This is a genomic window from Parabacteroides sp. merdae-related_45_40, assembly GCF_001915675.1.
The window spans coordinates 114,870-128,703 of sequence record NZ_MNQY01000046.1 but is presented as its reverse complement, the minus strand read 5'-3'; the positions used below and the strand labels follow the sequence as shown (position 1 = coordinate 128,703).

Here is a 13,834-nt window from a genome sequence, read left to right as displayed (position 1 = left end):
ATCATATTCTTTTATATGTAAATATCAATTGTTATTGATAAGACAAAAGATTCTGAAAAACCCCTACTCCAACACCTAATTTTATAGTTACCTTATACCTAAAATAGCATATATCAATTTTTTTACTATATTTGTTACTCAATAAATTACATGGTCATGAAAACATTAAATGAAATCATAAGTATTCTCAAAGAATACAAAAAGACTATGTCTTCCCAATATGGTATAAAGCGATTGGGAGTATTTGGTTCCGTTGCCAGAGGAGAACAAACAGAATCAAGCGATTTGGATATCTGTGTCGAGATAGAAACTCCTAATTTCTATATTCTATGTGATATTCAAGAAGATTTGGAAAAATTGACCGGATATAAAATCGATCTACTACGTTTAAGACAAAACTTGAATGAATTGTTAATGAATAATATACGACGCGATGGAATATTTGCTTAACCAAGAAATACTGCAAATCCTTCATAGAGTTCAATCTACAATTGAAACGGTCTTACGCAGAAATAAACCGATCTTTTCCGTAAATGACTATCTGCTGAGTGAGTCCGGCATGGAAAAGCTAGATGCCGCTTGTATGTTAATACAGACCATCGGTGAAAACCTAAAATCCATTGATAATAAGACCCATGGAACACTATTTTCTAAATACCCACAAATACCTTGGCGAAATATTTTTAGAATGCGCGATTATATCTCTCATCATTATGATGGTGTCGATGCCGAAATCGTTTTTGATGTCATTAAAGATAAACTACCCCCATTATTAGTTACAGTCAGCCAAATTATCAAAGAAATAGAATAGAATTTGCTATATTTACACCCTGTTAGCAATTTGGCGTAATAGCGTTGTGTAGAAAGAACTGGATTTTATGAGACCGGAAGATAAAGAAGACGATTATATCGAGGATAAGGAAAACGAGGAAATTGAGGATATAAATAGTGATACCCAAGATAACGAGACTACGGAGGAAGAGGCGAATACCCATTCCGACTATAAAGTCCCGGGGAAAGGGGATACACGTGTCACGACCTATCATTTGTCTGGGATGTACCAAAACTGGTTCCTAGACTACGCTTCTTATGTGATCTTGGAACGGGCCGTTCCGCATATCAACGATGGACTGAAACCCGTACAACGACGTATCCTGCACTCCATGAGGAGGTTGGATGACGGGCGGTATAACAAGGTCGCGAATATCGTAGGTCATACGATGCAGTTCCACCCTCACGGAGACGCCTCTATCGGAGATGCCTTGGTGCAATTGGGACAAAAAGATCTGTTGATCGATTGCCAAGGAAACTGGGGTAATATCCTGACGGGAGACGGAGCCGCCGCTCCTCGTTATATAGAGGCTCGCCTTTCCAAGTTTGCCTTGGAGACCGTATTCAATCCCAAGACAACCCTTTGGCAGCTTTCTTACGACGGGCGTAATAAGGAACCGGTTACCTTACCGGTAAAATTCCCTTTATTGCTGGCACAGGGCGTGGAAGGTATTGCCGTAGGCCTGTCTTCCAAGATACTCCCTCATAATTTCAATGAGTTATTAGATGCTTCCATCGCCTATCTACGGGGAGAGGAATTTGCGTTATATCCGGATTTCCAGACAGGAGGCTCTATCGACATAGCCAAATATAATGATGGAGAACGGGGTGGATCGGTGAAAGTCCGTGCGAAAATCGGCAAGCTCGATAATAAGACATTGGTGATCTCGGAGATCCCGTATGGAAAAACAACCTCTACCGTGATCGAGTCCATCCTAAAAGCGAACGATAAAGGAAAGATCAAGATCAAGAAGGTAGACGATAATACCGCCAAGGATGTAGAGATCTTGGTGCATCTCGCTTCGGGGGTCTCTTCAGACAAGACCATCGATGCCTTATACGCCTTTACGGATTGTGAGATCAGTATCTCCCCGAACTGTTGCGTGATCAAGGAGGACAAGCCGCATTTCCTTACGGTCAGCGATGTGCTTCGCCACTCTACGGATCGTACGCTGGAGCTTTTACGGGAAGAGCTCAAGATCCAGAAACAAGAGCAGGAGGAGGCCCTGTTCTTCGCCTCCCTTGAAAAGATATTTATCGAGGAACGTATTTATAAAGACCCGGAATTCGAGAACGCCAAGAACATGGACGAGGCGATATCCCATATCGACCTTCGTTTAGAGCCGTTCAAGCCCCGATTTATCCGTGAAGTTACCCGGGACGATATCCTGAAACTCATGGAGATCAAGATGGGACGTATCTTAAAGTTCAACTCCGACAAGAGTAACGAGTTCATTGCCCAGACCTTGGAACAAATCGCCAAGATCAACGATAAACTGGAACATATCATCGACTATACCATCGATTGGTTTACCATGCTGAAAGAGAAATACGGCAAGGCTTACCCTCGCCATACCGTGATACGCAATTTCGACACGATCGAGGCGACCAAGGTCGTAGAGGCAAACGAGAAATTGTATATCAACCGTCAAGAAGGTTTCATCGGTATGGGACTGAAAAAGGACGAGTTCATATGCAACTGCTCGGATATAGACGATGTCATTATCTTCTATCGCAACGGTACTTATAAGATCGTCAAGGTAGCGGATAAGATGTTTATCGGCAAGGATATTCTATATGTCAACGTATTTAAGCGTAACGACAATCGGACGATTTACAACGTCATATACCGGGACGGTAAGTTCGGATATAATTACATCAAACGCTTCGCCGTCACAGGCGCTACACGCGACCGGGAATACGACCTGACCAAAGGTACGGAAAACTCCCGTGTCCTTTACTTCAGCGCGAACCCGAACGGAGAGGCGGAGACCGTCAAGGTAATCCTGAAACCCAAACCCCGGCAGAAACTACTCGTCTTCGAAAAGAACTTCAGCGAGGTAGCCATTAAGGGACGGGGTTCTCAAGGTAATATCCTGACGAAAGCGGAGGTGCACAAGATCAGCCTCAAGCAGAAAGGCTCTTCCACCTTAGGTGGCCGGGAAGTATGGTTCGACTGGGACGTACTCCGGTTAAATTACGATGGGCGGGGGGAAGAGTTAGGCGAGTTCCACAGCAACGATCAAATATTAGTGATCCTGCCGAACGGCGATTTCTACGCCACGAATTTTGACCTTAGCAATCACTACGAGTCCAATATCATGGTCATCGAGAAATACCAGCCGAGCAAGATATGGACTGCCGTATTATACGACGCGGATCAGAAATATTATTACATCAAACGATTCCTGCTGGAGGTAAATACCCGGAAGCAGAATTTCCTAGGAGAGAATCCAAAGAACCGCTTGATGTTGCTTACGGATGAGGTCTATCCTCGTATCGAGGTGATCTTCGGAGGCCATGACGCCTTCCGGGAGGCTCTCGTCCTCGATGCCGATGAATTTATCGCGGTGAAAGGCTTCAAAGCCAAAGGTAAACGAATCTCTACATTTGAGGTCGAGACAATCAATGAGCTGGAACCGAATCGCTTCGTCTCTTCCGGAAACGCATCGGAATCAGACGATACCGAAGGCAATGAGGAGGGAAACGACACTGACGACGGGCAGAGTACCACGGATATTATCGATGAAATCACGGGACAGATGAAATTGTTTGACGAATAACCTATGAAAGCTATCACCTGTTTGATTGGTTTGTTCCTGCTGTTTCTCGCGTCATCGGCCAAGGCTCAGTCCGATGGAGACGAGATCCCTTGGTCTATCAACAGCGGGACCATGGTCGGTATAGGAAGCTACAACCTAATGGACACCTATTTATCTCCCAGCATGGAAGATAAGAAATATACAGGCCCCGGATTACGGGTAATGAATGAACGGATGAAGAGGGTCCGGCTGGCAAACTATCGGGTATCCAGACAGCAAACCATAAGCGTCGATCTGGCTAGCACGGATAATGCAGCCTCTACCGCTACGGATTTCGCGGGCTTTATCGATTATACGTTGGGTTACCATTATCATTTGCCCACGGTATTGCCGGATTTAAAGCTTCTGGCGGGTGGTGCCGTGCATGGCATGGGTGGTTTTATATACAATACCCGCAACGGAAATAACCCGGCCTCGGCGAAAGCGGATATCGATTTGAACATCTCCGCCATGGCGATCTATAAGTTACGCGTCAAGGAATATCCCATGACGCTACGCTACCAGTTCACGATCCCCTTCGCCGGTGTTTTATTCTCCCCCCATTACGGGCAATCGTATTACGAGATCTTCAACCTAGGGAATGCTTCGGGAGTGGTGCAATTCAATTCCTTCCATAATAAATTCGCCATGAAGAACTTTTTCACGGTAGATTTCCCGGTTTGTAATTTTACGATACGGGCAGGTTACCTAAACAGCTCTTACCGTACGGATGTCAATGGGATACAGTCTCATATAATATCTCACTCTTTTATGATCGGCCTCGTGAAAGAATTCATCTCTTTCGGAGGAAAACGCCTAAAGAATACCCAGCGGTTCAGAAGCGCTTATTATTAAAAGGAAATCAAATGAAACGATACCTTATACATATATGTATATTTCTTGGATTCCTGTTTACCGGATGTGAGAAATCGGACGAATACGTGACCTCCCCACAGGAGAACTTTGAGGCGCTTTGGAAAATATTGGATGAGAATTACTGCTTCTTCGAATACAAGGACATTGATTGGAACGAGGTTCACGACCGTTATAAGACACAGATAAGCGATACGATGAACCAATACGTCCTATTTGACGTATTAGGCGATATGCTAAACGAGCTGAAAGACGGGCATACCAATTTGATATCCACCTTCAATATGTCCCGCTATTGGGATTGGTATCTCGATTATCCGGATAATTTCGACTCGGACATACAAGAGAATTATCTCGGAAGGAACTACTCGATCGCCGGAGGACTTAAATACACGACATTGAGTGACGGGCAGATCGGGTATATTTACTACGGTAGCTTTTCCAGTTCGGCCGGCGAAAGCGGTTTGGATCACATATTCTATCAATTCAAGGATTGCAAAGGTTTGATCTTCGATATCCGGGATAATGGCGGTGGCATGTTATCAAACGCCGATCGCATCGCTTCCCGTTTCTTGGAGGAAAAGATACTGACCGGCTATATCCAACATAAGACGGGTAAAGGGCACGATGACTTTTCCGAACCTTATCCCCTTTATCTCTCACCTTCCGAGCGTATCCGCTGGTTACGCCCTGTCGTGGTCTTAACGAATCGTCATTGCTACAGCGCCGCCAACGATTTCGTGCAGAAAGTACGCATGATGCCTTATGTAACGACGATGGGAGATCGCACCGGAGGCGGTAGTGGCTTCCCCTTTAACTCCGAGTTGCCCAACGGCTGGGGTGTCCGTTTCTCCGCATCTCCCATGCTAGATGTAAACAAACAGCATACGGAATTCGGTATCGATCCTACATATAAGGTTTCTATGACCCAAGAAGATATCGAGAAAGGTAAAGATACGATTATCGAGGCGGCGATCACCCACCTCTTGTCCGAGACCGAGAAGAAATAAGGTTTCGCTAAAAAAACAACGCAAATATTTGCAAGTTTATAAAAAAGCATTACCTTTGCACACGATTCCAATGCGGCTGTGGTGTAATTGGTAGCCACGTCAGACTTAGGATCTGATGCTTCACGGCGTGGGGGTTCGAGTCCCTTCAGCCGCACAAATCCAGAAATCCTTGTAAGTTCGCTTACAAGGATTTTTTAGTATGGATAAACCTCCTCCATATATACAAGCACTGTGAAGATCAAGGATTACAAACAACATCCAAACTGTTAATTTTAGAAGATTTTATGCCTATTCTGTATAGTTTCAAATTCAAAAACATTTTTTATACCGGGCAGACATGTTGTTTAACACAAGTTATACTCAAAACCCTTGACAAAGGGGCTTTACAAGCTTATCTTTGCATTGTGGTTTTTTCATAATAGTATTAGATTTAAGGTTAACAAAGTTTGGTTAGGGCTTGTCGTGAGACAGGCTTTAATTATTTATAGGGGTTTCATTCGTTTATAGATGCTTCCCGGCATCGATTTTATCTTTCCATCCAATTCCAACTCAAAGAGCAGAGAAGATAATTGATGTACCGGAAGATTCAAGGCTACGGACAATTCATTGATATGAGATTCCTTTCGCATTTCCAAGAACGACAAGATCCGTTCACTCTCCTCGTTCTCAGGAAATAATAATTGGGTTTGGACCGGTAACGCGTCTGTCTTTTGAGCGACATCCCAACGCATCGCCATGATTAAATCGTCAGCGCAAGTGATCAAGCCTCCTTTATTCTGCCGGATTAAGCCATTACATCCTTTAGAGTTGATATCCGTTACCCGGCCCGGAAAGGCATAGACATCCCGGCCATACGAGAAAGCGATATCCGCCGTGATCAAAGAGCCTCCTTTCTCCGCCGATTCAATAACGATCGTGGCATCCGCCAGACCGGCTACGATCCGGTTTCGCCGGATAAAGTTCTGCCGATCCGGATTCGTCCCGCTAGGAAAGTCGGTCAACAAACCTCCCCGATCCAACATTTCGATCGCCGTAGAGCGATGCACGGGAGGATAGATACGATCCAAACCATGCGCCAATACGCCCACCGTGGGCAATTGGTTCTTCAACGCATTCCGATGGGCACAAATATCGATGCCATACGCGAGTCCGCTAACGACCAATAGATCCGGGAAACTCACGGACAAATCCCGCAATAAACGCTCGGTCACTTCCTGCCCATAAGCGGAGGCCCTACGAGTACCCACAACGCTGATGATATGGGCGGCGTTTAAATCTGCGTTCCCCTTGAAATAAAATAAAACCGGAGCGTCCGGGCATTCCCGCAGACGTTCCGGATAATTCATATCTTTCAAGAAATAGATAGAGATACCGTTCTTTTGGGCAAAAGCCAATTCTTTCTCTGCCCGTAAGAGCACATCCGCCCGCTTAATCTCGGCGATAATCGAATCGCCGATACCCGGTATCTTCTCTAGCGACTGGCGCTTTTCCGTAAACACGGCCTCCGCATCCCCCAACGCTTCCAGAAGATGGCGGGCTAGGATATCTCCCACCCCATTAATCATAGTAAGGCCAATTTGGTAAATCTGTTTGTCTGTCATTTATGCTTGTTTTGATTCTATTCGCTTTAGCATCTCATCGAAATATTCTCCTCTGGTTAATTTGCCATTCTCTACGACAACGGATTCCACGACTCCTTTAGTAGCCAGCGCCCCATCGGATTCCCGGTAAATATCTTGCTCGAACACCAGTTTCACCCCTTTCTTATATACATTCAGGCAAGAAGTATACCGATCGCCGCTCCGCAAGGAGTTCTTGAACTGGATATCCACACGGGCCACAAAAGCATCGATGCCCTTCTCATGCATGGCGCCAAAGTTCTCACCCAACGACTCCAGAAACTCATGCCGGGTATGCTCCATATAATGTTGGTAATTGGAGTTATTCACCACGCCTTGCAAATCGCACTCATAATCGCGAACCTTGTCTGTCAGTTTAAAAATATATTCCTTCATTATCGTAGTTCTTTTTCGATTTGTACTTTCTCCATTTTATAAAGACGATCGGACGGGCGGATCTTCTCGGACATCTTTATCGAGAAGCGTTCCCCTTTCACGGTCTCCTCCACCGGTTTCAGGTCTACCCGGATCTCATCGACGGTCTGCATAACGGCTCCGGTCGTGGGACCTGTTACCAAGATCTCATCGCCTACTCTCAAGGAACCGGACTCCATCTCAAACTCGGCGACACCGATTCCGCTGAAGTATTTGATACCCCGTGCCACGTACACTTTCTTACGGGTAGCACCGGAGCCATATTTACTGCTCCATTCACCCAATCGTTGTCCCAGATAGTAGCCATCCCAGAAACCGCGATTAAAGACCCTGCGCAGACGCTCGTCCCAAACCGCTACCTTCTCCTCATCGAAGGTACCTTCGCAATAGGCCTTGACCGCCTCTTTATAACATTCGGTCACGAGACGCACATACTCCGGCCCGCGGGCACGCCCCTCCAGCTTGAACACACGTACGCCGGCATCCATCATCTTATTCATGAAATGAATCGTCTTCAAGTCTTTCGGCGACATGATATACTGATTCTCCACATCCAGCTCGATCTGGCTATCCTTGTCATGCACCGTATAGGCACGACGACAAATTTGCATGCAAGCCCCCCGATTGGCGGAAGCGTTCATCTCATGCAAACTCAAATAGCATTTACCGGACACGGCCATGCACAAAGCCCCGTGAGCGAACATCTCTATGCGGATCAATTCCCCTTTCGGGCCTTTGATCTGCTGCTTCACGATCTCCTGATAAATCTCATGCACCTGCTTTAAGTTCAACTCGCGAGCCAATACGACCACATCGGCGAAGCGGGCGTAAAACTTCAACGCCTCCACGTTCGAGATATTCAACTGCGTGGATAAGTGCACCTCTTGCCCGATGCTATTCGCGTAACTCATAGCGGCCACATCGGCGGCGATAATGGCGGAGACACCCGCATCCTTAGCGGCGTCTATGATCTCCCTCATCAACGGAAGATCCTCACCATAAATAACCGTATTAACCGTGAGATAACTCTTGATACCATGTTCCCCGCAAATAGCGACGATCTTACGCAAATCCTCCGTCGTGAAATTATTCGACGAGCGAGAACGCATATTCAATCCTTCGATACCGAAATAAATGGAGTCGGCCCCTCCTTGTATAGCAGCCATCAACGATTCATAGGAACCGACAGGCGCCATTATTTCAAAATCCTTCTCTTTCAAGGTTATATATTTTAATATTACGGTAGCAAAGGTACGAATAATATTTGAGAAGATTTCTTATAAGCACAAACCCTCCATCCCATCATGAAAGAATAGTTCCAGTTGGAGAAGCACAAGATCCTAAATAAAGCGGGGCAATCCGAGCTCTATCAATATATCATAAATGATCCGGATTATTAAAAACGCCTGTTCCATCCACCGATCATCTTACGAGATGTAAAAATTATTCCCCAAAAAGAAGTACTTTTGTAATCTCTATTTAGTTAGCAAACAGAAGGTATGAAGATTGGTTCAATAGATTTAGGGGAGCGTCCGGTATTCTTGGCGCCTATGGAGGACGTGACGGATATCTCGTTTCGTTTGATGTGCAAACGCTTCGGGGCGGACATGGTATATACGGAGTTCGTATCGAGCGACGCATTGATCCGCAGTGTGAACAAAACACAGCAAAAACTAAATGTCTCCGATGATGAGCGTCCGGTCGCTATCCAGATTTACGGTAAGGACGTAGCCTCGATGGTAGAGGCCGCACGTATTTGCGAGGAAGCTCGTCCGGATATTTTAGATATAAACTTTGGTTGCCCCGTAAAGAAAGTAGCGGGCAAGGGAGCCGGGGCCGGCATGCTACGCAATATCCCGTTGATGCTGGAAATCACGAGAGAAGTGGTGAAAGCCGTGAACATCCCCGTCACCGTGAAAACCCGTTTGGGATGGGATGCCGACAACCGCATTATCGTGGATCTGGCCGAGCAACTACAGGATTGCGGTATCGCCGCCCTCTCCATCCACGGACGTACACGGGCGCAAATGTACACGGGCGAGGCGGATTGGACCTTGATCGGTGCCGTAAAAAATAACCCTCGCATGCAAATCCCTATCATCGGGAATGGCGACGTGACTTCCGCCGAGATATGCAAACAGCGTTTCGAGGACTATGGCGTAAACGCCGTAATGATCGGTAGGGCTAGCATAGGCCGCCCTTGGATCTTCCGGGAGGTAAAACACTATCTTACGACCGGGGAATTATTGCCGCAAGAGCCTTTCTCTTGGTATCTGGATATCCTAAAAAAACAAGTGGAGCAAAGCGTGGAACGATTGGACGAACGTAGGGGAATCTTACATATTCGTCGTCATCTAGCAGCTACTCCGCTCTTCAAAGGTATTACCGATTTCAAGCAAACACGGATCGCCATGCTACGTGCGGAGACTGTTAACGAATTATTCGAAATTATGAATAATATTCCTAAAAAGTACGGAATTTCAGAATAACAAGCTTGATATATATCAAATTGAAACCTATTTGCGATATTTTTACAATAAAATGTTACAAATACTATTGACGCATATTATAAAACCCCTTATATTTGCATCGAGTTTTTTTCATAGTATTTTAGATCTAAGGTTAACAAGTCTTTGCAAGGGGGGAATCGTGAGATTGTTTCATTGAGGAGCAAAAAAAGCCGCATCCATATTGGGACTAGCGGCTTTTTTGTTTTTCCGGACTCTATATCCTAAATCAAGAAACTTATCGTATCTTTGTCAATAGGTCACATTAAATATTTGGCACTATGAACCAGACTATTTATCCCATCGGTATACAGAACTTCGAGAAGATTCGATCAAGGATTATGATTCTCGCTTTGGTATCTATAAACTAGGATTTCCCAATTTAGAGGTAGAAGAAGGCTTTGTCAAATACCTGCTTCCTTTCTACACCAGTGTTAGCGCCCCTAAGACTCCTTTCGAAATCGGGCGTTTTGTCCGGGAGGTGGAATAAAAAAGCCTATGTTTTCGCACACACGCTATACATTATTCGAAATAAACCCTTACATTTGCGAAAAACATAATACTATACCACCATGAGTAAGAAAGTCATAACTTTCGGAGAGATCATGCTTAGGCTGGCTACTCCGGATTATTTACGCTTTTGCCAAGCCAATCAGTTCAACGCTACTTTTGGCGGAGGGGAAGCGAATGTCGCCGCCTCACTCGCCAACTATGGCATAGAGACTGAGTTTGTAACCCGTTTACCCAAAAATGACATCGCCCGTGCCTGCGTTATGGAATTACGCAAACAGGGTATCGGAACATCCAAGATCATTTACGGAGGGGAACGGTTAGGCATTTATTTTCTGGAGACCGGAGCGGTCGCTCGTGCCAGCAAGGTGGTATATGATCGGGTTCATTCTTCCATCGCCGAGATCCAACCGGGGATGATCGATTGGGACGAGGTATTCAAAGATGCCTCTTGGTTTCACTGGACAGGTATCACGCCAGCCATATCCGAAGGTGCCGCCAACGTATGCTTGGAAGCGATACAGGCGGCAAACCGATTGGGCATCACGGTATCCTGCGACCTCAACTACCGGAAAAATCTCTGGAAATACGGTAAGACAGCCCATGAGGTCATGCCGGAACTAGTAGCCGGATGCGATATCATCCTAGGAAACGAGGAAGATGCCGAGAAAGTCTTCGGTATCAAGCCCGAAGGTTTCGACGCCGCCGCCACGGAAGGCGAGGTACACGCCGCTTCTTTCCAGTCGGTATGTACCCAATTAATGGCTCACTTCCCACGTGCCCGGAAAGTTATCATCACGCTAAGAGGCTCCATCAATGCCAATCATAACACATGGGGCGGAGTGCTATACGCCGACAACCGGTTGTACGAATCCCGCCGGTATGACATCACCCATATCGTAGATCGTGTAGGTGGAGGCGATTCTTTTATGGGAGGCCTTATTTACGGTTTGCTCTCCTACCCCGGTGACGACCAGAAAGCCTTGGACTTTGCGGTAGCGGCTTCCTGCCTGAAACACACGATCTACGGAGACTTCAATCAAGTAACCGTAGAGGAAGTAGAAAAACTCATGTCCGGCGACACCTCCGGTCGTGTCTCCCGCTAATTTTCAATTCTCAATTTTCAATTTTTAATTCCCAATATGGCTCGATTCAATAAAATACAAACATTACAGGCTATCATCCAAACCGGAATGGTGCCCGTCTATTATAATAAAGAGGTAGAGATCGCAAAACAAGTTGTAAAAGCCTGTTACGAGGGAGGCGTCAGAGCCTTCGAGTTTACTAACCGGGGAGATTTCGCCCACGAGGTATTTGGCGAGCTGGTAAAATACGCCGCCAAGGAATGTCCGGAATTAGTATTGGGCGTAGGTTCTATCGTAGACCCGGCCACAGCCGCCTTATTCATACAGCTAGGGGCAAACTTCGTAGTCGGTCCGCTGTTTAACCCGGAGATAGCGAAGATATGTAACCGTCGCCTCATCCCTTATACGCCCGGCTGCGGTTCCGTATCCGAGATCGGCTTTGCCCAAGAAACAGGTTGCGACCTTTGCAAGATATTCCCCGCCGGAAATGTAGGAGGTCCCTCATTTGTCAAGAACATAAAGGCGCCCATGCCATGGACCCTAATCATGGCGACCGGTGCCGTGGAGCCGACAGAGGAGAATCTATCCGCTTGGTTCAAGGCCGGCGTGACCTGCGTAGGAATGGGGTCCAAACTCTTCCCCAAAGAAGCGATAGCGGAAAACGATTGGCAATTCATTACCGATTTATGCCGCGACGCCTTATCTATCATTCAAAAGTATCGCCAAGTATGAAAAGCTTTTTAGATCAAGATTTCTTGCTCCAGACCGACACGGCCCGTGAGTTATATCACGAGCATGCGGCGAAGATGCCCATCATTGATTACCATTGCCATCTGGATCCCCGGCAAATAGCGGAGAATCACCAATTCGAGGATCTTACGGAGATATGGCTGGGCGGAGACCATTACAAATGGCGGGCGATGAGAGCGAATGGCATTCCCGAGGAATACATCACCGGAGATAAGCCCTCTTATGAGAAATTCCTTAAATGGGCCGAGACGATGCCTTACACGATGCGAAATCCGCTTTATCATTGGACGCATCTGGAGCTTAGCCGTATATTCGGAATCCATAAAGTCTTGAATCCGGCTTCCGCCAAGGAAATCTACACAACTTGTACGGATAAACTACGTACCCCCGAGTATCGTGCGCAAGCCATCATGAAACGGATGAACGTAGAGATCGTTTGTACGACCGACGATCCTATAGATTCCTTGGAATACCATCAAAAAATACGTTCAAACGGATGCCACACTCGTGTATATCCGGCATGGCGACCGGACAAGGTACTCGCTATCGATAATTTCAAGGCGCTTAATGACTATTTGTCCAAGCTGGAGGAGGCTGCCGATAAGACCATCCTCACCTACAAGCATTTATTGGAGGCTTTACAAAAACGACATGATTTCTTCGCCGCCCAAGGGTGCCGGTTATCGGACCACGGGTTGGATACATTCTATGCCGAACCTTATACCGAGCAGGAGATTGAGGTGATCTTCCTCAAGGCTCGTATGGGTAAATCGCTCACGGAGCAGGAAGTTCGCAAATACCGTTCGGCATTGCTATACGAATTGGCGGTGATGGATGCCCGGAGTGGATGGGTACAACAATTCCATATCGGCGCTAACCGAAATAATAACAAACGGATGTTCAAGTTATTAGGACCGGACACGGGTTTCGACGCTATCGACGATCAGCCGATCTCCGTATCCATGAACCGCTTTTTCAGCCGTTTAGATCAAGAAGGGCTGTTAGCGAAAACGATCGTTTACAACCTGAACCCCCGCGACACCGAGTTGATGGTAGCCAATGCCTACAATTTCAACGACGGCAGTGTACCCGGGAAGATGCAATATGGAGCGGCTTGGTGGTTCCTCGATCAGATCAAAGGTATGGAAGATCAATTAAATGCGCTTTCCAGCCTCGGGCTTTTAAGCCGTTTCGTCGGTATGCTGACAGATTCCCGTAGCTTCCTGTCATATCCCCGTCATGAGTATTTCCGCCGGATCCTTTGTAATATGCTAGGCAATGAGATAGAGAAAGGCTTATTGCCCGCCTCCGAGTTTTCCTTCATTGGACAGATGGTGGAGGACATCAGTTACAACAACGCTAAACGATACTTTGATTTCTGATTACTGCAACCCACATTGCAATGTTACTGCA

The 13,834-nt window shown here is 46.4% G+C and carries 12 protein-coding genes, 1 tRNA gene and 1 pseudogene; 11 read left to right on the top strand and 3 right to left on the bottom strand.

Annotated features, from left to right (window positions below; genetic code table 11):
* Positions 1 to 156 precede the first annotated feature (156 nt).
* From BHV83_RS06230 to BHV83_RS06205, 6 genes are all read left to right on the top strand, one after another.
* A complete protein-coding gene (locus BHV83_RS06230) occupies positions 157 to 450 on the top strand; it encodes a nucleotidyltransferase family protein (protein WP_048927214.1) in 294 nt (97 codons plus the stop codon).
* On the top strand, positions 434 to 811 hold the full coding sequence (locus BHV83_RS06225) for a HepT-like ribonuclease domain-containing protein (RefSeq protein WP_048927020.1): 378 nt from the start codon (positions 434 to 436) through the stop codon (positions 809 to 811). The genes BHV83_RS06230 and BHV83_RS06225 overlap by 17 nt, the downstream gene beginning before the upstream one ends.
* Positions 812 to 878: 67 nt before the next feature.
* Positions 879 to 3,614 (top strand): DNA gyrase/topoisomerase IV subunit A, encoded by a 2,736-nt coding sequence (locus tag BHV83_RS06220; RefSeq protein ID WP_122378429.1) that lies wholly within the window; start codon positions 879 to 881, stop codon positions 3,612 to 3,614.
* Positions 3,615 to 3,617: 3 nt separating this feature from the next.
* Entirely contained in the window at positions 3,618 to 4,487 is an 870-nt protein-coding gene (locus BHV83_RS06215; RefSeq protein ID WP_122378430.1) for a DUF3316 domain-containing protein, read from the top strand.
* Positions 4,488 to 4,498: 11 nt separating this feature from the next.
* Positions 4,499 to 5,515, top strand: coding sequence for a S41 family peptidase (locus BHV83_RS06210; protein ID WP_122378431.1), 1,017 nt, complete (start codon positions 4,499 to 4,501; stop codon positions 5,513 to 5,515).
* A 72-nt stretch (positions 5,516 to 5,587) separates the two neighbouring features.
* Positions 5,588 to 5,669 (top strand) — tRNA-Leu (locus tag BHV83_RS06205).
* A 328-nt stretch (positions 5,670 to 5,997) separates the two neighbouring features.
* Here BHV83_RS06205 and dprA read toward each other — a convergent pair.
* The 3 genes from dprA to BHV83_RS06190 are packed head-to-tail and all read right to left on the bottom strand — an operon-like array spanning position 5,998 to position 8,789.
* Positions 5,998 to 7,116, bottom strand: coding sequence for a DNA-processing protein DprA (gene dprA / locus BHV83_RS06200; RefSeq protein WP_122378432.1), 1,119 nt, complete (start codon positions 7,114 to 7,116; stop codon positions 5,998 to 6,000).
* Positions 7,117 to 7,530, bottom strand: coding sequence for an acyl-CoA thioesterase (locus tag BHV83_RS06195; RefSeq protein ID WP_005860009.1), 414 nt, complete (start codon positions 7,528 to 7,530; stop codon positions 7,117 to 7,119).
* A complete protein-coding gene (locus tag BHV83_RS06190; RefSeq protein ID WP_172618166.1) occupies positions 7,530 to 8,789 on the bottom strand; it encodes a peptidase U32 family protein in 1,260 nt (419 codons plus the stop codon). The genes BHV83_RS06195 and BHV83_RS06190 overlap by 1 nt, the downstream gene beginning before the upstream one ends.
* A gap of 279 nt (positions 8,790 to 9,068) precedes the next feature.
* Between BHV83_RS06190 and dusB the strand changes: the two genes are divergently transcribed.
* The 5 genes and pseudogenes from dusB (at position 9,069) to uxaC (ending at position 13,803) form a co-directional block, all read left to right on the top strand.
* Positions 9,069 to 10,058: a tRNA dihydrouridine synthase DusB gene (dusB, locus tag BHV83_RS06185; RefSeq protein ID WP_286756892.1), complete on the top strand. Its 990-nt coding sequence runs from the start codon at positions 9,069 to 9,071 to the stop codon at positions 10,056 to 10,058.
* Positions 10,059 to 10,404: 346 nt separating this feature from the next.
* A pseudogene (locus BHV83_RS06180) lies at positions 10,405 to 10,560 on the top strand (AAA family ATPase); the annotation flags it as partial.
* Positions 10,561 to 10,648: 88 nt separating this feature from the next.
* The gene (locus BHV83_RS06175; protein WP_048927014.1) at positions 10,649 to 11,692 is read left to right on the top strand and encodes a sugar kinase; all 1,044 of its coding nucleotides are present in this window, start codon (positions 10,649 to 10,651) and stop codon (positions 11,690 to 11,692) included.
* A gap of 36 nt (positions 11,693 to 11,728) precedes the next feature.
* Complete coding sequence (locus BHV83_RS06170; RefSeq protein ID WP_195284217.1) at positions 11,729 to 12,403, top strand: bifunctional 4-hydroxy-2-oxoglutarate aldolase/2-dehydro-3-deoxy-phosphogluconate aldolase; 675 nt, start codon at positions 11,729 to 11,731, stop codon at positions 12,401 to 12,403.
* Entirely contained in the window at positions 12,400 to 13,803 is a 1,404-nt protein-coding gene (uxaC, locus tag BHV83_RS06165) for a glucuronate isomerase (RefSeq protein WP_122378930.1), read from the top strand. Before BHV83_RS06170 ends, uxaC begins: the two co-directional genes overlap by 4 nt.
* The last annotated feature ends 31 nt before the right edge of the window (positions 13,804 to 13,834 follow it).